At 66.9% G+C, this 24,452-nt stretch carries 17 protein-coding genes; 13 read left to right on the top strand and 4 right to left on the bottom strand.

The features are described 5' to 3' along the window. Positions 1-372: 372 nt before the first annotated feature. The 3 genes from AC07PQ_RS03620 (at position 373) to AC07PQ_RS03610 (ending at position 3,482) form a co-directional block, all read left to right on the top strand. Positions 373-774 (top strand): c-type cytochrome, encoded by a 402-nt coding sequence (locus AC07PQ_RS03620; protein WP_493184411.1) that lies wholly within the window; start codon positions 373-375, stop codon positions 772-774. An 86-nt stretch (positions 775-860) separates the two neighbouring features. Continuing rightward, the gene (locus AC07PQ_RS03615; RefSeq protein WP_493184854.1) at positions 861-2,189 is read left to right on the top strand and encodes a D-arabinono-1,4-lactone oxidase; all 1,329 of its coding nucleotides are present in this window, start codon (positions 861-863) and stop codon (positions 2,187-2,189) included. An 84-nt stretch (positions 2,190-2,273) separates the two neighbouring features. Beyond that, positions 2,274-3,482 carry a DSD1 family PLP-dependent enzyme gene (locus tag AC07PQ_RS03610; protein WP_493184855.1) on the top strand — a complete coding sequence of 403 codons (1,209 nt, stop codon included), beginning with the start codon at positions 2,274-2,276 and terminating at the stop codon, positions 3,480-3,482. A gap of 171 nt (positions 3,483-3,653) precedes the next feature. Here AC07PQ_RS03610 and AC07PQ_RS03605 read toward each other — a convergent pair whose 3' ends face one another. Then, complete coding sequence (locus AC07PQ_RS03605; RefSeq protein WP_087091561.1) at positions 3,654-4,604, bottom strand: SphA family protein; 951 nt, start codon at positions 4,602-4,604, stop codon at positions 3,654-3,656. Between the two features lie 272 nt (positions 4,605-4,876). Between AC07PQ_RS03605 and AC07PQ_RS03600 the strand changes: the two genes are divergently transcribed. From AC07PQ_RS03600 to AC07PQ_RS03590, 3 genes are all read left to right on the top strand, one after another. After that, complete coding sequence (locus AC07PQ_RS03600) at positions 4,877-5,914, top strand: AraC family transcriptional regulator (RefSeq protein WP_493184412.1); 1,038 nt, start codon at positions 4,877-4,879, stop codon at positions 5,912-5,914. Between the two features lie 100 nt (positions 5,915-6,014). Next, complete coding sequence (locus AC07PQ_RS03595) at positions 6,015-6,899, top strand: Dyp-type peroxidase (RefSeq protein ID WP_007929341.1); 885 nt, start codon at positions 6,015-6,017, stop codon at positions 6,897-6,899. A 28-nt stretch (positions 6,900-6,927) separates the two neighbouring features. Further along, on the top strand, positions 6,928-7,896 hold the full coding sequence (locus AC07PQ_RS03590) for a Gfo/Idh/MocA family protein (protein WP_493184413.1): 969 nt from the start codon (positions 6,928-6,930) through the stop codon (positions 7,894-7,896). A 156-nt stretch (positions 7,897-8,052) separates the two neighbouring features. On the opposite strand, the gene AC07PQ_RS03585 is transcribed toward AC07PQ_RS03590, so the two are convergent. The 3 genes from AC07PQ_RS03585 to AC07PQ_RS03575 form a co-directional block, all read right to left on the bottom strand. Continuing rightward, complete coding sequence (locus tag AC07PQ_RS03585) at positions 8,053-9,711, bottom strand: phosphoethanolamine transferase (RefSeq protein WP_493184414.1); 1,659 nt, start codon at positions 9,709-9,711, stop codon at positions 8,053-8,055. A 132-nt stretch (positions 9,712-9,843) separates the two neighbouring features. Then, on the bottom strand, positions 9,844-10,581 hold the full coding sequence (locus tag AC07PQ_RS03580; RefSeq protein ID WP_457276715.1) for a TorF family putative porin: 738 nt from the start codon (positions 10,579-10,581) through the stop codon (positions 9,844-9,846). A 119-nt stretch (positions 10,582-10,700) separates the two neighbouring features. Further along, on the bottom strand, positions 10,701-12,443 hold the full coding sequence (locus AC07PQ_RS03575) for an amidohydrolase (RefSeq protein ID WP_493184415.1): 1,743 nt from the start codon (positions 12,441-12,443) through the stop codon (positions 10,701-10,703). Between the two features lie 103 nt (positions 12,444-12,546). Between AC07PQ_RS03575 and AC07PQ_RS03570 the strand changes: the two genes are divergently transcribed. The 7 genes from AC07PQ_RS03570 (at position 12,547) to AC07PQ_RS03540 (ending at position 24,444) form a co-directional block, all read left to right on the top strand. After that, on the top strand, positions 12,547-13,464 hold the full coding sequence (locus AC07PQ_RS03570; RefSeq protein WP_493184416.1) for a LysR family transcriptional regulator: 918 nt from the start codon (positions 12,547-12,549) through the stop codon (positions 13,462-13,464). Between the two features lie 38 nt (positions 13,465-13,502). Next, positions 13,503-14,120 carry a transcriptional repressor LexA gene (gene lexA, locus AC07PQ_RS03565; protein ID WP_007929352.1) on the top strand — a complete coding sequence of 206 codons (618 nt, stop codon included), beginning with the start codon at positions 13,503-13,505 and terminating at the stop codon, positions 14,118-14,120. Continuing rightward, positions 14,120-14,737: a translesion DNA synthesis-associated protein ImuA gene (gene imuA / locus AC07PQ_RS03560; protein ID WP_493184417.1), complete on the top strand. Its 618-nt coding sequence runs from the start codon at positions 14,120-14,122 to the stop codon at positions 14,735-14,737. Before lexA ends, imuA begins: the two co-directional genes overlap by 1 nt. Before the next feature lie 7 nt (positions 14,738-14,744). Continuing rightward, positions 14,745-16,160: a Y-family DNA polymerase gene (locus AC07PQ_RS03555; RefSeq protein ID WP_493184418.1), complete on the top strand. Its 1,416-nt coding sequence runs from the start codon at positions 14,745-14,747 to the stop codon at positions 16,158-16,160. Continuing rightward, positions 16,157-19,240 carry an error-prone DNA polymerase gene (locus AC07PQ_RS03550; RefSeq protein WP_493184419.1) on the top strand — a complete coding sequence of 1,028 codons (3,084 nt, stop codon included), beginning with the start codon at positions 16,157-16,159 and terminating at the stop codon, positions 19,238-19,240. Before AC07PQ_RS03555 ends, AC07PQ_RS03550 begins: the two co-directional genes overlap by 4 nt. A gap of 263 nt (positions 19,241-19,503) precedes the next feature. After that, positions 19,504-21,615 carry a hybrid sensor histidine kinase/response regulator gene (locus tag AC07PQ_RS03545; RefSeq protein WP_493184420.1) on the top strand — a complete coding sequence of 704 codons (2,112 nt, stop codon included), beginning with the start codon at positions 19,504-19,506 and terminating at the stop codon, positions 21,613-21,615. Positions 21,616-21,783: 168 nt separating this feature from the next. Continuing rightward, on the top strand, positions 21,784-24,444 hold the full coding sequence (locus AC07PQ_RS03540) for an excinuclease ABC subunit UvrA (RefSeq protein WP_493184421.1): 2,661 nt from the start codon (positions 21,784-21,786) through the stop codon (positions 24,442-24,444). Positions 24,445-24,452: the final 8 nt, after the last annotated feature.

Raw genomic sequence — 24,452 nt, 5'->3', positions numbered from 1 at the left:
TTCTACGGGTATACGCCCTGGTGTCTCGGGTCTTTAGCAAAAAGCTGAGCCAAAATGGCGGAAAGTCGTGCAGCAGAGGTGTGAAGGTGTGGTTCTTTGGGCCAAGAGTAGCCGTTTTTTCCCTTGGAAAAACAGCCTTTGTTTCAACCGGCGCTGAACAATTGGCGGATCAGGTTGGGTAGAGCGCATCTGCTTCTGTAGGAGCGCAGCTTGCGCGCGATAGCCGCATAGCGGCGATTCAGTCAACGCATCGCGCTCACAGGCCTGGCCGCAGATGCCCCCCTCGCTGGCCCGCAATGCCCTCAGGCCGTGGCCGCGCCTGCCTTAGTGTTGGCTCTGGGTCGATCCCGACCGTCACCCGAGAGGAACACCATGCCGGCACCGACTGCCTCGCTGCGGTTTTCATCCGTCGTCACGCTGTATCGCCTGGGGCGCGTCGCCCTGTGGCTGGCACTGGGCGGGCTACTGGTGGCCTGCGGCGACAAGCCCGCGCCGCCATCGGCGGCCACCCTGCAACAGCTGCCTGACGATCCGGCGCTGGCGCGGATCTATGACAGCAGCTGCAAACTCTGCCACGCCAACCCGGCGTCCGGCGCGCCGCTGACCGGCGACGTCCAGGCCTGGCGCCCGCGCATCGCCCAGGGCGCCGACACCCTGCTGGACCACAGCATCAACGGCTATAACGGCATGCCGCCGATGGGCCTGTGCATGCAGTGTTCCGAGGAGCAGTTCCTCGGCCTGATCCGCTTCATGTCCGCACAAGACCTCCAATAATCCGGCACAAGGACACTGGCATGAGCATGCCCCTCACACGACGTCAGCTGTTGCAACGCGCTGCAGTGGCCGGGACCTTCAGCGCGCTGGCCAGCAACCCGCTGCTGGCCGAGCTGGCGCGGGCGCCCCGGCTGATTCCCTGGCGCAACTGGTCCGGCGCGCAAAGCTGCCTGCCCCTGGCGCGGCTGGCGCCCAAGGACCTGGACGAGCTGGTGCAGGTGATTCGCCAGACCCCGGGCAAGATCCGCCCGGTGGGTTCGGGGCATTCCTTCAGCGCCCTGGTGCCCACCGACGGCACGCTGCTGTCGCTGAGTTTTTTCAGCGGCCTGCTCAGCCACGATACCGCCACCTTGCAGGCCGAGTTCGCCGCCGGCACGCCGATGTCGCGCATGGGCGCGCCGCTCAAGGCGATCGGCCAGGCCCTGCCGAACATGGCCGACATCGACTACCAGACCCTGGCCGGGGCCATCGCCACCTCGACTCACGGCACCGGCGTCGGCTTCAAGTCCTATTCGGCCCAGGTGTGCGGCCTGCAACTGGTGACCGCCAGCGGCGAGGTGCTGGACTGCGACAGCCGCCGTAACGCCGAAATCTTCAACACCGCGCGGGTCTCCCTCGGTGCGTTGGGCGTGGCCACCCGGGTGCGTCTGCAGAATCGCCCGGCCTATCGCCTGCGGGAAAAACAGTGGATCGCCAAGACCGAGGAATTGCTCGAAGACCTGGCGAAAAACACCCGCGAGAACCAGCACTGGGAAATGCTGGTGGTCACCCATTCCGACTACGCACTGTCGATCGCCCTGAATGAAACCGAAGACCCGGCGACCCCGCCCGTGGACCCGACGGAAGAGGGCGGCAACGAGTTCGTCAGCCTGATCGAGAACCTCGATAAATACCTCAGCGACTTTCCCGAAACCCGCCGCACCCTGCTCAACAGCCTGCGGCATTTCGCCCGTTTCGACGACCGGGTCGGCGACTCCTACGAGGTCTACGCCAACGTGCGCAACGTGCGCTTCAACGAAATGGAATACTCGGTGCCGGCCGAGCACGGCCCGGCCTGCCTGCGGGAAATTCTCAAGCTGATCCGCGACAAGGACCTGCGCACCTGGTTTCCCATCGAGTACCGCTATGTCCAGGCCGACGACGTTGCCCTGAGCATGTTCGAGGGCCGCGACAGCTGTTCGATCTCGGTGCACCAGCACTACGCCATGGACCACCACAACTTCTTCGCTGCCATCGAACCGATCTTCTGGAAGTACGCCGGCCGCCCGCACTGGGGCAAGTTGCACAGCCTCAACGCCCGGCAGTTGCAGGCGTTGTACCCGCGCTGGCGGGAATTCACCCGGGTGCGCGAAGCGCTGGACCCCGGCGGCAAGTTCCTCAATGCACACCTGTCGTCCATCCTGGGCGTGGTCTGAAGGGAGATAAAAAGCATGAATCGACGCAACTTCCTGCTCGGTACGGCGGGTGTCGGCGCCTTGTTGGCGGGGGTGGGTGCCTGGCTGCGGCCCGCCGACCGGGGCGGGCCCTACAGCGACTATTTCCGCGCGCTGAACCAGGAACTCAAGGCCCACGGCCCGATGCGTCCGGTGCTGCTGATCGACCTCGATCGCCTGGACCACAACATCGATGTGGTGCTGCAGTCGGTCAAGCGCGGCGGCAAGCAGCTGCGGCTGGTGGAGAAATCCCTGCCGTCGCCGGGGCTGCTGGCGTACATCGGCCAGCGTGCCGGCACCCAGCGCCTGATGTCGTTCCACCAGCCGTTCCTCAATCACGATGCCCTGCGTTTTCCCGAGGCGGATATCCTGCTGGGCAAGCCGCTGCCGGTGCGCTCGGTGCAGCTGTTCTACCAGGGCCACAAAGGCCGGTTCGACCCGGCCCGGCAGTTGCAATGGCTGATCGATACCCCGGAACGTTTGCAGCAATACCTGGCCCTGGCCCGCGGCCTGGACACCCGGCTGCGGATCAATATCGAGCTGGACGTCGGCCTGCACCGCGGTGGGGTGAAGGACAGCAGCGGCCTGGGGCCGCTGCTGACCCTGATCGCGGCCAACCCCCAGCACCTGGAGTTCGCCGGTTTCATGGGTTACGACCCCTTTGTCGGCATGGGCGTGCCGGGCATTCTCGGCTCGCCCGAAGCGCTGTTCGCCAAGGTCATGCAGCGCTACCAGAGCGCCGTGGACTTCACCCGGCAACGCCATCCGGCGCTCTGGCAGCCGGGGCTGACCCTCAATACCGCCGGCAGCCCCAGCTACCGTATGCATGAGCGGGAACAGTTGAGCAGCGAGGTGTCGGTGGGCACGGCGATGCTCAAGCCGACCCATTACGACCTGCCATCCCTCAGCGAACATCTGCCCGCGGCCTACATCGCCACCCCGGTGCTGAAAAACACTGGCCCGGTGCGCATCCCGGCGCTGGACGACAAGTCGAAACTGTTGGCCTGGTGGGACCCGAACCAGCGCGAGACATTCTTCATCTACGGCGGCAACTGGCAGGCCGAGTTCGAGTCGCCGGCGGGGCTGCAAAGCAACGGTCTGTTCGGCCGCAGTTCCAACCAGGAGATGGTCAACGGCTCGCCCGCCGTGGGCCTGGGACCGGACGACCAGGTGTTCCTGCGGCCAATGCAGAGCGAAGCGCTGCTGCTGCAATTCGGCGACCTGCTGGCGGTGCGCGGTGGGCGGATCGTCGAGCGCTGGCCGGTCTACAGCTAGGTTTTTGCGCTGTCCTCGAGGCCTTTCGCGGGCAAGCCTCGCTCCTACGGCGTGCGCGTTCTGCTTCTGTAGGAGCGAGCGGGCGGCGATCCGACTTGCCCGCGATGACCGTGACGCGGAATGTCTGAACCACCGCGTTATCGTTCATCGCGCGCAAGCTGCGCTCCTACATTACAAAGAGAACGGAATCGTCAGCTTGGCCCACAGCATCTCGCCCTCGGGCCGGTTCTCCACGTCGAACTCCTTGGCCCAGCGGATCTCCGCGCTGGCGTACTTGAGGAAGGTCAGGTACAGCGCCGGGCCGATGGCGAACACCTGGCCGCGCACGCCGTCGTCCACGTCCTCGCCGAGAAACTGCACGGTGCGGCCGTACTGTTTGTCGTCGCTGGTCTGCTTCAGGTAGTAGCCGTTGAGCCCCAGGCTCAGGTTGTCGGTCACCTTATAGCTGGCGGAATAGTCGAAATGGAAAATCTGCCCGGACTTGTAGTCGGTGGCGTGGTTTTCCTCGTTGAAGCTGTAGGTGGTCTTCAGCGACAGCTCGGTGCGCGGGGTCGGCAGCCAGGTCACCGAAACCAGCGGCTTGTAGGTGTAGAAGTTGTTGCTGGTGTTGGCCAGGCGCGTCGCGTCGTACTTGCCGGTGGGAATGGTGATTTCCACGGCGGCGCCCAGGGTCAGGTTCTTGCCCAGGTCCCACAGGATGATCGGCGCGATGGTGGTGTCGCCCATGCTTTCGCGCTGGTCCTTGAGGCCGAAGACCCCCACCTGCTGGCGCAGATAGGGCTGCGCCACGTAGCCGCCGAGGCGCCCGCCGAATACCCGCAGCGGGCTCAGGTAGTCGAGGCGGGGAATGATCGCGTCGGAGACGATCCGCACGTCCGGCACCTTGCCGCCCAGGGAGCTGATATTCAGCTTCCGCGCTTCGTAGTGGTTGTAATACAGGTTGAAGGCGAACATGTGGTCCGGCAGGCCGTTGACGTCCAGCGGCAGGATGAAAAAACCGTCGGTGCCGGGGCCGATATTGTCGACCCCGGATTCGCTGGCCGGGGCCAGGGTGGGCAGGGCGGCGAGGCAGGCCAGGCTGGCGGCGAGGCGCCGGGGGAGAGGGGTGCGGGTCGAATTCATGTTCGGGCTCTTATTATTGTCAGTGGGCGCGCAGTGGGCCGGTTTCCGGCCGCCCCATAGGAATAAGCCTTCGACGCCCGGGCAGGCAGGGTATTGGCGGCCACTGAGGGGGACTTTCGCGGCCAGCCTGCAATGACTTGTTACATCCTTCCGTGAACGCGAGCGGAAAACGCTATGCTGAGCAAGCGCTCGCCTCGCCCTGGCGGTGGCTAGGAGCGGGGCGCATAACCAGAATAAGCATTGCAGCCGAACCGGCTCGGGACCCGATGCCCATGCAGATGAAAGCCGTCGATCCACAGTACCAACTGGCCCTGGTGTCGCCCTTTTTGTTGCAGACCCTGGCCGAAGTCGCCGGCAGCCACGGCGTCGACCCGCACGCCCTGTGCCGCGGCCTGGGCTTCACCCTCGACGACCTGCAGGACCCTGCGCAACGCATCTCCTACCGCCAGGCCGTGGCGATGATCCAGCGCGCGCTCAAGGCCTTGCCCCGGCAGGGCCTGGGCCTGTGGGTCGGGCACCAGAACGTGCTCGGCACCCTGGGCCTGCTGGGGCATGTGCTGTCGCTGTGCAAGACCCTGCGCGATGCCTTCGACATCGGCATCCGCCACCAGCACACCTCGGGCGGCATTGTCAGCTGCACGGTACGGCAGCAGGGCGACGAGTTTTTCGTCGAGGCCGAATGCCGGCTGCCCTACAGCGAGGTGCAGATCTTTGCCGTCGAAGAGTTCTTCGCCAGCCTGCCGGTCTATGGCCGCGCCCTGGTCGGCGCCGATTTCAAGGCGCTGCGGGTCGAGTTCATGCACGCCGCCCCGGCCTACCAGGACGAGTACCTGCGCCTGCTGGGGCCGGACGTGCACTTCGGCTGCCTGCACAACCGCATGGTCATCGCTGGCGAATGGCTTGATACGCGCCTGCCCAACCACCACGCCGTGGCCTTGCGCCAGGCGCTCAAGCTGCTGGAACTGGAAAGCGCCCAGGTGCACCGCAAGCTGGACCTGATCCAGGCGGTGGAGCGGGCCATTTCCCGCGACCTGACCCAGGGCAGCCATATCGACCAGGTCGCCAGCGACCTGAACATGAGCGGGCGCACCCTGCGCCGGCGCCTGAGCGAGCACGACCTGACCTTCGACGCGTTGCTGGAGCAGGTGCGCCGGGCGCGCACCCTGAGCCTGCTGGCCAACCCGCAGCTGTCCATCGAGCGCATCACCGAGGCGGTGGGCTACAGCGACGTGCGCAGTTTTCGCCGGGCGTTCAAGCGCTGGACCGGCCTCAGCCCCAGTGCCTATCGGGAGGAGGGCGGTCAGACGTAGGGCAGGGGCGTGGTCATTCACCGCATCACTTCATGGGTGTCTAAACCCCCACAAATTGTGGTGCTCCGGGTAAACTCCGGGCTTTCTTCAAGGAGTCGCTATGAGTTACTACCAGCCGGGCATTCTTGCCACCCCCGTTCCGAGCCAGGCTCGTCACCTGTTTTTCGCCCTCGAATCCATCGAGGCGCTGCCGGCGGCGATCGATCGTCTGCTGACGCTGGTGGATGGGAAAACGGCGGTAGCAGGGTTTGGCGCGTCGCTGGTCAAGGCGCTGGGCGCCCGCGTGCAGGGGCTCAAGGCCTTCCCGGCGCTGACCGGCGTCGGCGTCGACAACCCTTCGACCCAGCATGCGCTGTGGGTCTGGCTGCATGGCGAAGACCGCGGCGAGCTGCTGCACCGCGGCAACGCCCTGGCGGCCGCCCTGGCCCCGGCGCTGCGCCTGGTGCAGATGAACGAAACCTTCCGCCACAAGACCGGCCACGACCTGACCGGTTACGAGGACGGCACCGAAAACCCCCACGATGAAGAGGCAGTTTCCGCGGCCCTGGCCGATGGCAGCGACGGTCTGCGCGGTGGCAGCTTCGCCGCGATCCAGCAATGGCAGCACGACTTCAAGGGCTTTGCCGCGATGCATCAGGAGGAGCGCGACAACATCATCGGCCGCCGCCTGAGCGACAACGAAGAGCTGGACGACGCGCCGGCCTCGGCCCACGTCAAGCGCACCGCCCAGGAGAGTTTCACCCCCGAGGCCTTTATGGTGCGTCGCTCGATGCCGTGGATCGAAGGCGACAAGGGCGGCCTGATGTTCCTCGCCTTCGGCCACAGCCTCCAGGCCTTCGAAGTCCAGCTGCGACGCATGAGCGGCCTGGAAGACGGCATCGTCGACGGCCTGTATCGCATGAGCCGGCCGATCACCGGCGGCTACTACTGGTGCCCGCCGCTGCTGGACGGCCGCCTCGACCTGCGCGCCCTGCAAGCGGTCTGACCGGCCCATGGGCACCGCAGGAGAGGGCATGCCGCCTGTGCGCTGGGGCATGATCGGTTGTGGCAGCGTCACCGAGCGCAAGAGCGGCCCGGCCTTCTACCAGGCACCGGGCTCGGCCCTGGTGGCGGTGATGGGCCGGCGCCTGGAAGCGGTGCGGGACTATGCGGCGCGCCACGGCATCGCGCGTTTCTACACCGATGCCCAGGCGCTGATCGACGACCCCGAAGTGGACGCGGTGTACATCGCCACGCCACCCGACAGTCACCACGCCTACAGCTTGCGGGTGGCCGCCGCCGGCAAGCACTGCTGCGTGGAAAAGCCGATGGCGTTGAACGCCGCGCAAAGCCTGGAGATGCAGCAGGTTTTCCAGCGGGCCGGCTTGCACCTGTTCGTGTCCTATTACCGCCGTTCCCTGCCGCGCTTCCAGCAGGTGCGGCAATGGCTGCGGGACGGGCGCATCGGTGAGGTCCGCCACCTGAACTGGACCCTGACCAAGGCGCCGTCCGAGGCCGATCGCAATGGCGGCCGCAATTGGCGTACCGACCCCCAGATTGCCGGCGGCGGTTACTTCGCCGACCTGGCGAGCCACGGCCTGGACCTGTTCCAGTACCTGCTGGGGGACATCACCGAGGTCGCCGGTTTCACCGCCCGGCAGGCCGGGCTGTACAGCGCCGAGGACGCGGTGAGCGCCAGCTGGCGCTTCGCCTGCGGCGCCTTGGGCACGGGGGCCTGGAACTTCGTCGCGGACCGTCGGGTGGACCGGGTGGAGATCATCGGCAGCCAGGGGCGTATCGCTTTCTCGGTGTTCGACGAGCATCCGCTGCACTTGGACGCCGATGAACAGCTGAGCCTGTTCATCGACAACCCCGAACATATCCAGTGGCACCACGTGCTGGGCATGAACGCCCATATCCGTGGCGAAGCGCAGCACCCGGCGCTGGCCGCCGAGGCGGTGAAAACCGACCGGGTCATGGACCTGATCCTCAAGCGCGGTTAGGCCCTACGGAGCGTGCACGATCTTCTTCTGTAGGAGCGCAGCTTGCTCGCGATGAACGATAACGCGGTGTATCAGATACCCCGCGTCGCGGCCTTCGCGAGCAAGTCGGATCGCCGCCCGTTTGCTCCTACAGAAGCCGAGCACTATCCAGCGGCGCTAGTGCGCCGCGGTCATGTTCGGCCGGCACGAATGGAAGATGTCCAGCCGCGGCTGGTACAGGCTGGTCTTGACCTCGAACAGCCCGAGCACCGAGTGGAACAGGTTGTCGTGGCTCAGGTCCGGCTCGCCGCTCTTGCCTTGCAGGCAGTCGCGCTGGATGCCCAGGTCATTCAGGGCCTGCTGGCCGAACCACATCAGCATCGGCACATGGGTCTGCGCCTGCGGCGCCAGGGCGTAGGGCGCGGCGTGCAGGTACAGGCCGTTTTCGCCGAGGGACTCGCCATGGTCGGAGACGTACAGCATCGAGGTGTCGAAGCGTTGCTGGTTGTGCTTGAGCAGCTCGATGACCCGGGCCAGGAAGTGGTCGGTGTAGAGGAGGGTGTTGTCGTAGACGTTCACCAGTTCCTCGCTGCTGCAACTGCCCAGCTGGTTGGTGTGGCAGATCGGGGTGAAGCGCTCCAGGCTCTTCGGGTAGCGCTCGTAGTACTCCGGGCCGTGGCTGCCGTCGGCGTGCAGGACGATGATCGCGTTGTCGCCGAGGCGGTCGATGTACTGCTGCAGGTCCACCAGCAGGGCTTCGTCCAGGCAGTTCTTGCCGTCGCAGAAGGGGCTCGGCTGGGTCTTGGGAATGTCGCGGTTCGGCACCCGCAGGCAGGTGCCCTTGCAGTCGCTGTTGTTGTCCAGCCACAGCACCTGCACGCCGGCCCGTTGCAGCACATCCAGCAGGCCTTCGTAGGTCTTGCCCTTCTTGTCGCTGTAGTCCTCGCGGGGAAACATCGAGAACATGCACGGCACCGAGACCGCGGTCGAGGTGCCGCAGGAGTGCACCTGGGTGAAGTTGAGGATGTCCAGCTTGGCCAGCTCCGGGTTGGTGTCGCGGGCATAGCCGTTGAGGGAGAAATGGTCGGCGCGGGCGGTCTCGCCGACCACCAGGATCATCAGCGACTTCTTCTCCCGGGTGCTGGCCTGGGCGCTCATCGCCGCGTCCTGGCCGATCGGCTGGACCACCAGGTGTTGCTTGATCCCCAGGCTCTGCTTGGCATATTTGCCGAGGGCGTAAATGTAGTTGGTCGGGTTGATGAAGTGGGTCAGCTTGTCTTCTTCGCGAAAGATCGGCGCGTAGGTGGAATAGAAGGCGCCGACCGAGACCGCGATCACCAGCACACAGCCGGCGATCACCAGCAGCTTGTTCAGCAGGCCGCGAAAGAACGGCCGGTAGCGCACCGGGGTGCGCCAGATCAGCACCACCGGCAGCAGGCCCAGCACCAGCAGGTAGCCCAGCAGCTTGAAGTTGAACAGCGCGGCGGCTTCGTCCGGGTTGGTCTCGAACACGTTCTGCACCATCACCGTGTCGATGGTGATGCCGTACTGGTTCATGAAATATGCGGCGGCGGCCGAGGTCAGGGCCACCAGGCTCAGCGCCGGCTTGAGGGTCCAGCGGAAGGACACCAGGGTCAGCAGCAGGGTGATGGCGGCCCACAGGAACAGCCAGAAGGAAGCGAAGAACGCCAGCTTGTGCAGGCCTTGCAGGCTGATCAGGTTGCCCAGCGCGTGCCAGGTGGCGAAGTTGTAGAGCAGCACCAGCGCCAGGGAAAACAGCAGCACCAGGCGGGTCGATGTGATTGACGCGAATCGCAGTCCTTTGCCCAAGACCATTTCAGTTCGTTCCTCTACCTGTGATGACGGCGCCAGCAGTTGCACTGCCGACTATAGAGAGGGATTGGTAAAAAAAATGTCGAAAGGGCGCTGCTTTTCGTATCGGCTCACGCCGACCAGCGCCCGCGGGATTCAGAAGGTCTTCCTGGCACTGGCGACCCAGGTTGCGCCACACAGGTCGCTGAACCCGTAATTGCCGGTGCACTGACTTTTCGACAGGTCGGTATCGATATAGCTCAGGCCCAGTACCACGCCCGCCACTTCACGGGTCAATCTGGCTTCCCATTCGTGGTAGGCATCCTCGCCCTGGCCCGAGGCCGAGATCAGCCGCGGGTCCTTGAAGTCCATCTCGCCGTAACGCAGCTTCAAGCCCAGGCCCAGGGGCAGCTCGGTTTCGTAGCCGAGGTAGCGGTACAGGGTGCTCTGTTGGCTGTCGATGCCCGGCGCATCGTTGGAGTAATAGGCCGCCAGGCTGAACCCGTAGGCGCTGAAAATCCCGTAGACCTCGCTCTGGTTGAATTGCCCTTCCCTGGGGTAGCTGTACTTGAGGTAGCCCAGGTCGAGGCTGACCGCGTCGCTGGCCTGCCACAGCCAGCCGGCGTAGTAGTCGACTTCCTGGCGGGTCTTCAGGCCGCCGCCGAAATCGACGTTGGAGGTCCAGGCGCCCAGGTACAGGCCGCTGCTGTGCAGCAGGGTCGCGGCGGCCTGCGCGGCGGGGTCGTTCTGGGTCTGGGAAATGCCGCGGGTGCGGTAGTCGCTGGCCAGGGTCAGCTCCAGCTCCACGGCAACGTCATCGTTCAAGGGCAGGGCCTGGCTGCCCGGGGGCAACAGGCTCAAGGCACCGATGGCGAACAGGCTGAGGGTCTTCATGTGGGCGTCCCGTATTGTTGTGATTGTTATGGGCAGGTTTCGGGCAAGGCTGCGCCGGCCCCATGTGCGCAAGGACATGGGGGCGGGCAGTGGATCAGCTGGTTTTCAGACGGATCGGGTTAGAGAGGCCGGGCGTAGACTTCGCGGCCGGCGAACCAGGTCTGCAGCACCTGGGTTTCGTGCAGGGCCTTTTCGTCGACCTTGAACACGTCGCGGTCCAGCACGATGAAATCGGCCTGTTTGCCGGCGCTCAGCGAGCCGATCCGTTGCTCCAGGCCGATGGCGCGGGCGGCATTGAGGGTGTAGGCGTAGAACATGGTTTCGCGGTCCAGGCGCTCGTCGGCGTTGAGCACCCCCAGCGGCCCCTTGCGGGTGATGGCCTGGGCGATGGCGTTCCACGGGTTGGGCGAGGACACCGGCCAGTCGCTGGCCCCGGCGAGGGTCGCGCCCTGCTTGAGCAGGGAGTGCGCCGGGTACTGGTAACGGAAGGCCAGGGCGCTGACGTAGGGCTTGATCATGTCCAGGGTGTAGTCGTCGGCCGAGGCCCACAGCAGTTGCATCGAGGCGATGACCCCGAGCGGCTTGAAGCGGGCGAACTCTTTCGGGTTGACCATCTGCAGGTGGGTGATGGAGTGGGCGATGCCGCTCTGGCGGTCCTTGCGCGCCTGGGCGATGCCGTTGAGGGATTCGCGCACCGCGCGGTCGCCGATCGCATGGATGTGCACCCGCCAGCCGCGCTGGTCGATGGCGCTGACCAGTTCGCCGAAATGCTCGGGATCGATCAGCAGTTCGCCCTGTTTGTGCGAGTTGCTGTAGGGATCGATCATCGCCGCGCTCTGGGCAGGGTACTCGATCACCCCGTCGGCGAAGATCTTGACGCCGGGCAGGGTCAGGTTGGCAATGCCCTGGAATTGCTGGCGCACCTGCTCCAGCGCGTCGAGGTCGGCAGGAAGGCTTTTCGGGTTGGCCACCAGCAGCGCGGCGACGTGGGCGCTCATGCCGCCGCTCTCGGCCAACGCCTTGTAGGCCGGCAGCACACCGACGGTCTGGGCGGTGGGCTTGAGGGCGAATACCGCCTCGCCGGGAGCCGCGTTGGCCGCCGGGTCCATCCAGGCGGTGATGCCCAGGCTGTTGTTGTAGCGCACCGCCGATTGCGCCGCATTGAGCAGGGCGGCAGCGCTGGGCACCGGCATTTTCGCCGCGACCCGGTCCCAGCCGGCGTCCACCAGGAAGCCGTTGGGGCGACCGTCGGCGAGCTTGCCGATGGTGTCGCGCTCGGCCTGCGGCAGGTTCTTGAGCAGGGCGGCGTCGATGCCGGCGCGCTCGAGCATCGCATTGTTGGCCCAGGCGGTATGGTGATCGCTGCCGGTGAACACCACCGGCACCCTGGCCCATTCGCCGGCGTTGAAGCGCTGGCCCAGGGCTTCGGCCTGGGCCCAGTAGGCCGAGCTCATGCCGGCGATGCCGAGGACATCGCCATGCCTGGCCTTGCCGTCGTCGCGCCAGGCACGCAGCTTTTTCTCCAGCTCGTCGAGGCCGACCACTTCGTCCTGCATGTTGGCCGAGGTCATTTCCAGGCCGCCGAAGATCGCGTGGGAATGGCTATCGATCAGGCCGGGCATCAGGGTCTTGCCGCCCAGGTCGATGACCCGGGTACCGGTTTCGATCAGGGCCTTGATCTGCGCGTCGCTGCCCACCTGCAGCACCTTGCCGTCGGCCACCGCCAGGGCCTGGGCCTTGGGTTGGGCGCGGTCGGCGGTGAACACCTGGCCGTTGAACAGCACCAGATCGGTGGCGGCCATGGCTTCCATTGAGGCAAAACTCACTGCAATCGTCAGCAGATTCGGGATGAATCTTTTCATTGAGTATTTCCTTGTTATTGCGTCTGATGGCCAGCTTATTGGCTTGCCAGAGCCGACAGAACGCCTCGCTGACGAAAAACGTTTTTGCCTGAATGGAAAAAGCATGGACAAGTTGAGTGCACTGAAAATGTTCGTGGTCACCGCGCAGCTGGGCAGTTTCAGCCGCGCCGCCGAGCAGTTGGGCAAGACCCCCTCGGCCCTGACCAAGGCGGTCAATCACCTGGAGGTCGAGCTGGGCGCGCGCTTGTTCGAGCGCAGCACCCGACGGATCCTGCTGACGGAAGTGGGGCGGCTCTATCTGGACACCGCGCGCCAGGTCCTGCAGCGGCTGGAGGAGGCCGGCGAGGAAATCGAGCAGTTGCAGCATGGCCTGCGCGGCAACCTGAAGATCACCGCGCCGCTGGCCTATGGACAGGCCTTTCTCGACCAGGTGTGTGGCGGTTTCCTCGAGCAGTACCCGCAGATCGACCTGCAGGTGGACCTGTGCGACGAGTTCGTCAACCTGCTGGAAAGCGGCTACGACCTGGCCCTGCGCGAAGGCCATGACGACCTGCCGGGGCTGATCGCCCGGGTGGTCGGCAGCAATTGCCTGGCCCTGTGCGCCAGCCCGGCCTACCTGGCGCGCAAGGGTGTGGCGGTGACGCCGCAGACTCTGGATGAACACGAATGGCTGCTTTATCGCCATCCCTTGCTCAGCCGCGAGTTCTGGTGGGTCGAGCGAGACGGGCAACGCCTGAGCCTGGCGCAACCCCGGGCACCGCGGCTGCGCAGCGACAATTACGACCTGTTGCTGGCCAATGCCCTGGCCGGGCGCGGGCTGCTGCACACCCCGTTGTGGAGCGCGGCGCCTTACCTGGCCGACGGCCGCCTGGTGCGGGTGATGGCCGACTACGCCATCGACCCGGACTGCTTCGGGCCGCACATCCTCGCGGTCTACCCCAGCCATCGGCGGGCCACGGCCAAGGTGCTGGCGTTCATCGATTACATCAGCGCGTTCCTGGCGAGCCGTGGCCTGGGCTGACTGGCGGTTCTTGTCAGGAAAACCCGAGTGGAGTACAAATGTACTCCATGACCACTTTATCTCCCCGCCGCAGTGCCATCCTGACCTTTATCCGCGAGCGCATCGCCGAACATGGCCAGCCCCCGAGCCTCGCTGAAATCAGCGAGGCCTTCGGCTTCGCCTCGCGCAGCGTGGCGCGCAAGCATGTCGTGGCCCTGACCGAAGCCGGCTTCATCGAGGTCAACCCCAACCAGGCCCGGGGCATCCGCCTGCTCAACCAGCCGCCGCGCCCCGAACTGCTCGACATCCCGGTGCTCGGCCGGGTCGCCGCCGGCCTGCCGATCGGTGCCGATGCCGAGGTGCACAGCCGTTTGCTGCTCGACCCGGCGCTGTTTTCCCGCACCCCCGACTACCTGCTGCGGGTCCAGGGCGACTCGATGATCGAGGACGGCATCCTCGACGGCGACCTGGTGGCGGTGCGCCGCGACAGTGAGGTGCGCAACGGCCAGATCGTGGTGGCGCGGCTGGACGGCGAGGTCACCATCAAGCGTTTCGAACGCCTGGCCGATGGCGTGCGCCTGCTGCCGCGCAACCCGGCCTATGCGCCGATCCTGATCGGCGAGGACCGCGACCTGGCCATCGAAGGGGTGTTCTGTGGCCTGGTGAGGCAAGGCTGATGGGCGCCGTCGTGGCACTGGAGACGCTGTTCAATGCCGGCCGGGTGTGGAAGGGCCGCCCGACGGCGCCCGCGGCCAGCCCGCAACCCACCGGCCACGCCATGCTGGACGCGGCCTTGCCCGGCGGCGGCTGGCCGGAAGCGGCGCTGACGGAAATCCTTATCGCCGCCCAGGGTGTCGGTGAGCTGCAACTGCTGTGGCCGACCCTGGCCCGGCTCTCGGCCACCGGCGAGCGCATCGTGCTGGTGGCGCCGCCCCATGTGCCGTACCCCCAGGCCTGGCAGAGCGCCGGGGTCGACCTGCGCCAGTTGGCGGTGATCCAGGCCGGCGAACGGGATGCCCTGTGGGCCGCCGAGCAGTGCCTGCGTTCGGGCAGTTGCGGGGCCGTGCTGTGCTGGCCGCAACAGGCCGACGACCGCGCCTTGCGGCGTTTGCAGGTGGCGGCCGAGACCGGCCAGACCTTGGCCTTTGCCTACCGCTCCCTCAAGGACGCCATCAACCCTTCGCCGGCGGCCCTGCGCCTTGCCGTGGAGGTGCGGCCGGCGCAGCTGCGGGTGCTCAAGTGCCGTGGCGGCCTGGCCCATTCGGCACCGATCGCCTTCGCCCCGGGGCCCTGAGGTTGCCATGCGCTGGGTCTGTATTCTGTTCCCGCAATTGGCGCTGGACGCGGCGCTGCGCCAGCGCCCCGAACCGGAGGCCGCGCTGGCGCTGCTCAGCGGGACGCCGCAGCGCCGGGTGATCCAGGCGGTGAATGCCGCGGGCCGCGAGCTGGGGTTGCGCCCCGGGCAGTCGTTGACCGCCGCCCAGGCCCTGAGCAAGGACTTCGCCAGCGCCGAATACGACGCCGAGGAAATCGCCCGTTGGCAGCAGTTTCTCGCGGCCTGGGCCTACCGCTTCAGCTCCCAGGTCAGCGTGCATTACCCGCGCACCCTGGTGTTCGAGATCGAGTCGAGCCTGGGCCTGTTCGGCCCCTGGCCACAGCTGGAGGCACGCCTGCGCCAGGAGCTGGGCGAGCTGGGTTTTCGCCACCGCATCGTCAGCGCGCCGAATCCGGCGGCGGCCCGGGTGCTGGCCAATGCCTACGACGGGCTGGCGGTGACCGACCTGGAACCGTTGCGCCAGGCCCTGGGGCGCATGCCCGTGGAGCGTCTCGGCCTGCCGCCGGGCACGGCCACAGCCTTGTCGCGCATGGGCCTGCGCACCTTCGCCCAGGTGCGTGGGCTGCCGCGGGACACCCTGGCCCGGCGTTTCGACGCGGGCCTGCTCAAGCACCTGGACACTCTGTTGGGCGAGCGCTCCCTGGCGCTGGCGTTCTATCAGCCGCCGGATCGTTTTGACCTGCGCATCGAATTGAATTTCGACGTGCTGTCCCATCAGGCCCTGCTGTTTCCCCTGCGCCGCCTGACCTGCGACCTGGCGGCGTTTCTCTGTGGCCGTGACAGCGGGGTGCAGCGCTTCGAGCTGCACCTGGAGCATGTCGAGCTGCCCGACACCCTGGTCAAGGTCGGCCTGCTCAGCGCCGAACGCGAACCGGCGATGCTGTTCGAACTGGCGCGCGGGCGCCTGGAGCAGGTCCAGGTGCCCGCGCCGGTGCGTGGCGTGCGCCTGGTGGCCGAGGATTTACCGCGCTTCGTGCCGCAGCACCGCGAGCTGTTCGACGAGCGCCCGCAGCAATCCCTGCCCTGGGAGCAGTTGCGCGAGCGCCTGCGCGCCCGCCTGGGGGACGAGGCGGTGCATGGCTTGCGCTTTCACTCGGATCACCGCCCCGAATGCAGCTGGCAGCCGGTCGGCGACAGCCAGGCCTGCCCGCTGCTGCCCGGGCCCCGGCGCCCGGGCTGGCTGTTGCGCGAGCCGCTGGTGCTGGCGGAGGGGGCGGCGCGCATCCTCATGGGGCCGGAGCGCATCGAGTCCGGCTGGTGGGACGGCGGCGACGTGCGCCGCGACTATTACCTGATCGAAACCCGCGGCGGCCAGCAGGGCTGGGCATATCGCCCGGTGGGCGAGGCGGGGCCCTTGCTGTTGCAGGGCTGGTTCGCATGAAGGGCTACGCCGAACTGCACTGCCTGTCGAACTTCAGTTTCCAGCGCGGTGCCTCCAGTGCCCGCGAGCTGTTCGAGCGGGCGGCGGCCCAGGGCTACCAGGCCCTGGCGATTACCGACGAGTGCAGCCTGGCCGGCATCGTCCGGGCCTGGCAGGCCTCGAAGGACTGCAATCTACCGCTGCTCGTCGGCAGCGAAATGCGCCTCGACGACGGCCCGAGGCTGGTGTTGCTGGTGGAGAGCCTGGAGGGTTACCAGGGCCTGTGTCGGCTGATCACCCGTGGCCGGCGCCGGGCGCAGAAGGGCCAGTACCAGCTGCTGCGCGAAGACTTCGAACAACCCTTGCCGGGGCTTCTGGCCCTGTGGCTGGCGGACGGTCAACCAGAGGGTGAGCAGCAAGAAGCGGGGCGCTGGTTGCAGCAGGTGTTCGCCGACCGGCTATGGCTGGCCGTGGAGCTGCACTGCGGGCAGGACGATCAGCGGCGCCTGGGCGAGTCGCTGGCGCTGGCCCGCGGGCTGGGCATTGCCGCCGTGGCCTGCGGCGATGTGCATATGCATGTACGCGGGCGGCGGGCCTTGCAGGACACCATGACCGCGATCCGCCATCACGTGCGGGTGGCCGAGGCCGGCCAGCGCCTGCACCCCAATGGCGAACGGCATTTGCGCAGCCTCGAGGCCTTGCGCGGGCTATATCCGCCGGCCTTGCTGGAGGAGTCGCTGAGGATTGCCGAGCGCTGCCATTTCGACCTCGGGCAGTTGCACTACCAATACCCCCGGGAACTGGTGCCCCAAGGGCAGACGCCGGCCAGCTGGCTGCGCGAGCTGACCGAGCGCGGAATCGTCAAGCGCTGGCCCGGGGGCGCCAAGCCCAAGGTGCTCAAGCAGATCGACGATGAGCTGGAGCTGATCACCGAGCTGGGGTACGAGAGCTATTTCCTCACGGTGCACGACATCGTCAATTTTGCCCGCGGCCAGTCGATCCTCTGCCAGGGCCGGGGCTCGGCGGCCAACTCGGTGGTGTGTTTCGCCCTGGGCATCACCGAGATCGACCCGGACCGCTCGACCCTGCTGTTCGAGCGTTTTCTCTCCCGCGAGCGCAACGAGCCACCGGATATCGACGTGGACTTCGAGCACGATCGCCGCGAGGAAGTCCTGCAGTACGTGTTCCAGCGTTACGGCCGTCATCGCGCCGCGCTGACCGCGGTGGTCAGCACCTACCACGGCGCCGGCGCGGTGCGCGATGTGGCCAAGGCCCTGGGCCTGCCGCCGGACCAGGTCAACGCCCTGGCCGATTGCTGCGGCCACTGGAGCGATACGCCGCCGGCCGTCGAGCGCCTGCGGGAGGCCGGCTTCGACCCGGACAGCCCGGTGCTGCGCCGGGTCCTGAGCCTGACCGGGCAACTGATCGGCTTTCCCCGGCACCTGTCCCAGCACCCCGGCGGCTTCGTGATTTCCGAGCAGCCGCTGGACACCCTGGTGCCGGTGGAAAACGCGGCCATGGCCGAGCGCACCATCATCCAATGGGACAAGGACGACCTGGACGCGGTCGGGCTGCTCAAGGTGGACGTGCTGGCGCTGGGCATGCTCAGCGCGATTCGCCGCTGTTTCGATCTGGTGCGCGGTTATCGTGGCCAGCAGTGGACCCTGGCGAGCATTCCGCCGGATGACCCGGCCACCTACGAGATGATCGGCCGCGCCGACACCATCGGTGTGTTCCAGATCGAGTCGCGGGCGCAGATGTCGATGCTGCCCCGGCTCAAGCCGAAGGATTTCTACGACCTGGTGATCGAGGTGGCCATCGTCCGGCCGGGACCGATCCAGGGCGGCATGGTCCATCCGTACCTGCGCCGGCGTGACAAAAAGGAGGAGGTGACCTATCCCTCCAGGGCACTGGAGGTGGTACTGGAGCGGACCCTGGGCGTGCCGCTGTTCCAGGAGCAGGTGATGCAGATCGCCATCGTCGCCGCCGACTACACCCCCGGCGAGGCCGACCAGTTGCGCCGTTCCATGGCCGCCTGGAAACGCCACGGCGGCCTGGAACCCCATCGCCTGCGCCTGCGCGACGGCATGCGCGCCAATGGCTACAGCGACGAGTTCGCCGCGCAGATCTTCGAGCAGATCAAGGGCTTTGGCAGCTACGGTTTCCCCGAGTCCCACGCCGCCAGTTTCGCCTTGCTGACCTATGCCAGCTGCTGGCTCAAATGCCACGAGCCGGCGGCCTTCGCCTGCGCCCTGATCAACAGCTGGCCCATGGGTTTCTACAGCCCCGACCAGATTCTCCAGGACGCGCGCCGGCATCAGTTGGCGATTCGTCCGGTGGACGTGCGCGCCAGCACCTGGGATTGCAGCCTGGAGCCGCTGGCCGGCGCGCAGCCGGCGTTGCGCCTGGGGCTGCGGATGATCAAGGGCTTTCGCGAAGACGACGCGCGGCGGATCGAGGCGGCGCGTGGGCATGGCCCGTTTGTCGACATCGCCGACCTCGGGCAACGGGCGCGCCTGGACAGCCGCGCCCAGGAGCTGCTGGCCGATGCCGGCGCCCTGCGCGGGCTGGTCGGGCACCGGTATCGGGCGCGCTGGGAAGTGGCGGGGGTGCAGCAACAGCTCGGCCTGTTCGCCGGCCTGCCGCGCCAGGAGGAAGCGCCGGTGGTCTTGCCGCGGCCGACGGTCGGCGAAGACCTGCAGGCCGATTACCTGAGCGTCGGCACCACCCTGGGGCCGCATCCGCTGGCCTTGTTGCGGGGCGAGCTCAAGGCCCGGCGCTGCCGCAATTCCCGCGAGCTGCTGGAGGTCGAGCACGGGCGCCAGGTGAGCATCGCCGGGCTGGTCACCGGGCGCCAGCGACCGGGCACCGCCAGCGGCGTGACCTTCGTCACCCTGGAAGACGAGTTCGGTAACGTCAACGTGGTGGTCTGGCGTGACCTGGCCGAGCGCCAGCGCAAGGTCCTGGTGGGCGCGCAATTGCTCAAGGTCGATGGCACCCTGGAAACCGAAGGCGAGGTCCGCCACCTGATCGCCGGGCGCCTGAGCGACCTCAGCGACCTGCTGAGCGGTATCACCGTGCGCAGCCGCGATTTCCGCTGATGTAGCCACTGCCGCAGGCTGCGACAAGGCTGAAGGCCTTCAGCGATCTTGAGACTTTTACGGCCGTTGCGGCCGATCGCCGCCTGCGGCAGCGGCTACAGGCCGGGGTTGTTTGCCCGGCGTCATGGCGATTTGTCCGACAAGCGCGAAAATGCGGTGAAACCATCCGCGTGGCCTGTGCTCCAAATCTTGAGTACCTGTCCGTGGCGTTCGGGGCGCGGGCCGGGAATGCCGTCATTCAATCGTGTTCACTGGGTCAAGCGATGCCGTTCTTATCCGATCCTCATGGTTGCCAGGGCTGGAGAGGCGAGATGGCCGGGCGCATCCAGGCGTTCGACTGGTCCGTCACCGAGCTGGGCGCGCTGGAGCAGTGGTCGTCGAGCCTGTGCAGCGCCGTGCAACTGTTGCTGGCCTCGCCGGTGCCGCTGGTCATGCTCTGGGGGCGCTCGGGCTACATGATCTACAACGATGCCTACGCCGAATTCGCCGGCGGCAGGCATCCGTACCTGCTCGGCCGCCAGGTGGAGCTGGGCTGGCCGGAAGTGGCGGATTTCAACCGCCATGTGCTGGACACCTGCCTGGCGGGCGGGACCCTGTCGTACCGCAACAAAGAGCTGGTCCTGCTGCGCAACGGCCAGCCGGAACATGTCTGGATGGACCTCTACTACAGCCCGGTGGCCGGCGACGACCAGGCCCCGGCCGGGGTCATGGCGATCGTGGTCGAGACCACCGCCCACGTGCTGTCCGAGCAGCGCCGCCAGGAAGTCGAAAACGCCTACCGCGCGGAAAATGAACGGGTGCAGCTGGCGCTCAATGCCGGAGCGCTGCTGGGTTCCTTTGTGTGGGACATCAAGGCCGATCGGCTGTCAGGCGACGAGCGTTTTGCCCGGACCTTTTCCTACCCGCTGGAGCAGCCGCTGGACGACCTGTCGATGGCGGTCGCCGACGGCCGGGTGCACCCCGAGGATCTGCCGCGGATCAAGGAACAGGCAGCCTACAGCGTGAAAAAGGGCGTGCCCTACAACACCGAATACCGGATCCGCCGGGAGGACGGCAGTTACCTGTGGGTCATGGGCTGTGGCCGTTGCGAGTTCGACGACACAGGACAGGCCTTGCGCTTTCCCGGCGTGCTGATCGATATCCACGAACGCAAGATGGCCGAAGAGTCGCTGCTGCAACTGACGCGCAACCTCGAGCAGCGGGTGGCCGAGGAGGTCAACGCGCGGGTCTCGGCCGAGGAGCAGTTGCGCCAGGTGCAGAAGCTCGAAGCCATTGGCGGCATGACCGGTGGCGTGGCCCACGACTTCAACAACCTGCTGCAAGTGATCGCCGGCAACCTGCACCTGCTGGCGCGCCATGAGCCGGACAATGCCAATGTGCAGCGCCGGGTCGGCGCGGCCATTACCGCGGTCGAGCGCGGCGCCAAGCTGTCCGCGCAATTGCTCGCGTTCGCCCGGCGCCAGCCGCTGTCGCCCGAGGTCTACAACCCCCGCCGGATCCCCGACAGCCTGAGTGAGCTGCTGCAACGGGCCCTCGGCGAAACCATCGACATCGATGTGCAACTGCCGGCGAAGCCCTGGTGCATCAAGGTCGATCGCAGCCAGCTGGAAAATGCCTTGCTCAACCTGGCGATCAATGCCCGCGACGCCATGAAGGGCGAGGGCACCATCGGCATCCGCGGCGAAAATGTGGTGCTCGACCGCGGTTTCTGCGCCGGCAAGGGCATCAGCCCCGGTGACTACCTGTGCCTGTCGGTGACCGATACCGGCGATGGCATGCCCCCCGAGGTGCTCAAGCAGGCGTTCGAGCCGTTCTTCACCACCAAGCGCGACGGCCAGGGCACCGGGCTGGGACTGAGCATGGTGTTCGGTTTCGTCAAGCAGAGCGGCGGCCATATCGAGATGCTCAGCACGCCGGGGCAGGGCACCACGGTGCGCATGTATTTCGTGCGCAGCACCGAACCGGAACCGGGCGCGGTGCCCCGGCGCGGGCAGCGGCCTGGCCACGGCCAGGAAACCATCCTGGTGGTGGAGGATAACGAGGATGTCCGCGCGGCGGCGGTCGAACTGCTGGAGAGCGCCGGCTACAAGGTGCTGGTGGCGGCCAATGGCGATGCGGCCATGCAACTGCTGCTGAGCGGCGCCCGGGTCGAGCTGATCTTCACCGATGTGGTGATGCCCGGCCTGATCAAAAGCACTGACCTTGCGCTCTGGGCCAAGACCCAGTCGCCGGCCGTGGCGGTGCTGTTCACCTCGGGGCATACCCGCGACATCATTTCCTGCAATCACCAGCTCAGCCCGGACACCCACCTGTTGAGCAAGCCCTACAGCCCGGATGCCCTGACCGCCATGGTCAGGTCGGTGCTGGAGGCGTGAGGCCATAAGCGGGGAAAAGTCCGCCAAACGTTCGACATCCGCGGTTGCTCAAAACCCCGGGCCCATGCACCCTGCACCTCGGTCGGGTGGCTGCCGGTCGCCGGTGCTGGCGCCGTGGGGCTTTCTGACTTGACCTCTGTTCCGACACCTCCGATACAAGGCTGTCCCATGACTTCAGCGCGCAACACGCTTTCGCCACAGGTTTTGTCTTCCTTGCCCGCGAACAGCTCGGGTTTTGTCAGGGTGCGCGGTGCCCGCGAGCACAACCTGCGCAACGTCGACGTGGATATTCCTCGCGATGCGCTGGTGGTGTTCACCGGGGTTTCCGGCTCCGGCAAATCGTCCCTGGCGTTCTCGACCCTGTATGCCGAGGCCCAGCGCCGCTACTTCGAATCGGTGGCGCCCTACGCCCGGCGCCTGATCGATCAGGTCGGGGTGCCGGATGTCGACGCCATCGAAGGCCTGCCGCCGGCGGTGGCCCTGCAACAGCAGCGCGGCACGCCGAGCACCCGCTCTTCGGTGGGCAGCGTCACCACCTTGTCCAGCCTGATCCGCATGCTCTATTCCCGGGCCGGCAGCTACCCGCCGGGACAGCCGATGCTCTACGCCGAAGACTTCTCCCCCAACACCCCGCAAGGGGCCTGCCCCAACTGTCACGGCCTGGGCCGGGTCTACGAGGTCAGTGAGGCGTCCATGGTCCCGGACCCTTCGCTGACCATCCGCCAGCGCGCGGTGGCGTCCTGGCCGCTGGCCTGGCAGGGGCAGAACCAGCGCGACATCCTCGTGACCCTGGGCTACGACGTCGATATTCCCTGGCGCGACCTGCCGCAAGAACAGCGCAACTGGATCCTGTTCACCGAAGAAACCCCGACCGTGCCGGTGTACGCCGGGCTGACCCCGGAGCAAACCCGCGAGGCCCTCAAGCGCAAGCAGGAGCCGAGTTACATGGGCACCTTCAGCGGGGCCCGGCGCTATGTGCTGCACACCTTCACCCATTCGCAAAGCGCGCTGATGAAAAAGCGCGTGTCGCAGTTCATGCTCGGCAGCCCGTGCCCGCTGTGCGAGGGCAAGCGGCTGAAGCGCGAGGCGCTGTCGGTGACCTTCGCCGGCCTCGACATCGGCGAGCTGTCGCAGATGCCCCTGCTGCAACTGGCCGAGGTGCTCAAGCCGGTGGCCGCCCAGGCTTACCTGGAACAGGCCGAGGAGGCCGGCGAGGTCTGGAGCCACGAACAGACCCAGGCCGCGCGCCAACAACGGATCGCCCAGGGCGCGCCGGGGCATGTCGGAGGGCCGGATGTGCGGCACACGCCGAACCTGTCCCTGGAAAAGCGCCTGGCCGCGCAACGCATCGCCCAGGACCTGCTGGAGCGGGTCAGCACCCTGACTGGCCTGGGCCTGGGTTACCTGGCCCTGGAGCGCAGCACGCCGACCCTGTCGTCCGGCGAGTTGCAGCGTCTGCGCCTGGCGACTCAATTGGGTTCGCAGCTGTTCGGGGTGATCTATGTGCTCGACGAGCCTTCGGCCGGTCTGCACCCGGCGGACGCCGAGGCGTTGTTCGAGGCCCTGCAGCAGCTCAAGGCTTCGGGCAATTCGCTGTTCGTGGTCGAGCACGACCTGCAGACCATGCGCCGTGCCGACTGGCTGATCGACGTCGGCCCGGCGGCGGGCGAGCAGGGCGGCCAGGTGCTGTACAGCGGTCCGCCGGCGGGGCTGGCCCAGGTCGCGCAGTCGCAGACCCGCGCCTACCTGTTCGCCGAACAGGCGCCGGCCCGTCGTACCGCGCGCCAGGCCCAGGGCTGGCTGCGCCTGGAGGGCATCAGCCGCAACAACCTGAAGGACCTGAGCGCGCAATTCCCCCTCGGCTGTTTTACCGCGGTGACCGGGGTCTCCGGTTCCGGCAAGTCGAGCCTGGTCAGCCAGGCCTTGCTGGAACTGGTGGGCGCGCACCTCGGGCGGCCGCAGAGCAACGAAGAGCCGGAGGAGCTGAACCTGGAAGACGACGCCCCGCAGGCCAGCAGCGGCGAAGTCACCGCCGGACTGGAGCGGATCAAGCGCCTGGTGCAAGTGGACCAGAAACCCATCGGCCGCACCCCGCGCTCGAACCTGGCGACCTACACCGGGCTGTTCGACCACGTGCGCAAGCTGTTCGCCGCCACCCCCGAGGCGCGCGCGCTGGGCTACGACGCCGGGCAGTTCTCCTTCAACGTCGCCAAGGGCCGCTGCCCGGCCTGCGAAGGCGAAGGTTTTGTCAGCGTCGAGCTGCTGTTCATGCCCAGCGTCTATGCGCCGTGCCCGACCTGCCACGGCGCGCGTTACAACCCGCAGACCCTGGCCATCCAGTGGCAAGGCCTGGACATCGCCCAGGTCCTGCAACTGACGGTGCAGGAGGCGGTCGAGGTGTTCGCCGGACAGGCGAGCATCCGCCGTTCCCTGGAAGTCTTGCGCGATATCGGCCTGGGCTACCTGCGCCTCGGCCAGCCGGCCACCGAACTGTCCGGCGGCGAAGCGCAGCGGATCAAGCTGGCCACCGAGCTGCAGCGCAACCCCCGCGGCGCCACTCTGTATGTGCTGGACGAGCCGACCACCGGCCTGCATCCGCGGGATGTCGATCGCCTGCTGGAGCAACTGGACAACCTGGTGCGGGCCGGCCATAGCGTGGTGGTGGTCGAGCATGAAATGCGCGTGGTGGCCCAGGCCGACTGGGTGATCGATATCGGCCCGGGCGCTGGCGACCAGGGCGGCAAAGTGGTGGTCAGCGGGACGCCACAGCAGGTGGCCAGGCACCGCAAGAGCCGCACCGCGCCGTTTCTGGCCCAGGCGCTGGGGTGAGTCGCGGC

The organism is Pseudomonas sp. GW821-FHT09E12 (assembly GCF_059416085.1).
Note: the sequence above shows the minus strand (reverse complement) of the source record. Positions and strands in the feature narration are given on the sequence as shown.

Coding starts and splice junctions, on each gene's coding strand:
- AC07PQ_RS03620 (WP_493184411.1), top strand. CDS start 373: ATGCCGGCACCGACTGCCTCGCTGCGGTTTTCATCCGTCGTCACGCTG.
- AC07PQ_RS03605 (WP_087091561.1), bottom strand. CDS start 4,604: ATGAATTCGACCCGCACCCCTCTCCCCCGGCGCCTCGCCGCCAGCCTG.
- AC07PQ_RS03600 (WP_493184412.1), top strand. CDS start 4,877: ATGCAGATGAAAGCCGTCGATCCACAGTACCAACTGGCCCTGGTGTCG.
- AC07PQ_RS03595 (WP_007929341.1), top strand. CDS start 6,015: ATGAGTTACTACCAGCCGGGCATTCTTGCCACCCCCGTTCCGAGCCAG.
- AC07PQ_RS03590 (WP_493184413.1), top strand. CDS start 6,928: ATGCCGCCTGTGCGCTGGGGCATGATCGGTTGTGGCAGCGTCACCGAG.
- AC07PQ_RS03585 (WP_493184414.1), bottom strand. CDS start 9,711: ATGGTCTTGGGCAAAGGACTGCGATTCGCGTCAATCACATCGACCCGC.
- AC07PQ_RS03580 (WP_457276715.1), bottom strand. CDS start 10,581: ATGAAGACCCTCAGCCTGTTCGCCATCGGTGCCTTGAGCCTGTTGCCC.
- AC07PQ_RS03575 (WP_493184415.1), bottom strand. CDS start 12,443: ATGAAAAGATTCATCCCGAATCTGCTGACGATTGCAGTGAGTTTTGCC.
- AC07PQ_RS03570 (WP_493184416.1), top strand. CDS start 12,547: ATGGACAAGTTGAGTGCACTGAAAATGTTCGTGGTCACCGCGCAGCTG.
- lexA (WP_007929352.1), top strand. CDS start 13,503: ATGTACTCCATGACCACTTTATCTCCCCGCCGCAGTGCCATCCTGACC.
- imuA (WP_493184417.1), top strand. CDS start 14,120: ATGGGCGCCGTCGTGGCACTGGAGACGCTGTTCAATGCCGGCCGGGTG.
- AC07PQ_RS03555 (WP_493184418.1), top strand. CDS start 14,745: ATGCGCTGGGTCTGTATTCTGTTCCCGCAATTGGCGCTGGACGCGGCG.
- AC07PQ_RS03550 (WP_493184419.1), top strand. CDS start 16,157: ATGAAGGGCTACGCCGAACTGCACTGCCTGTCGAACTTCAGTTTCCAG.
- AC07PQ_RS03545 (WP_493184420.1), top strand. CDS start 19,504: ATGCCGTTCTTATCCGATCCTCATGGTTGCCAGGGCTGGAGAGGCGAG.
- AC07PQ_RS03540 (WP_493184421.1), top strand. CDS start 21,784: ATGACTTCAGCGCGCAACACGCTTTCGCCACAGGTTTTGTCTTCCTTG.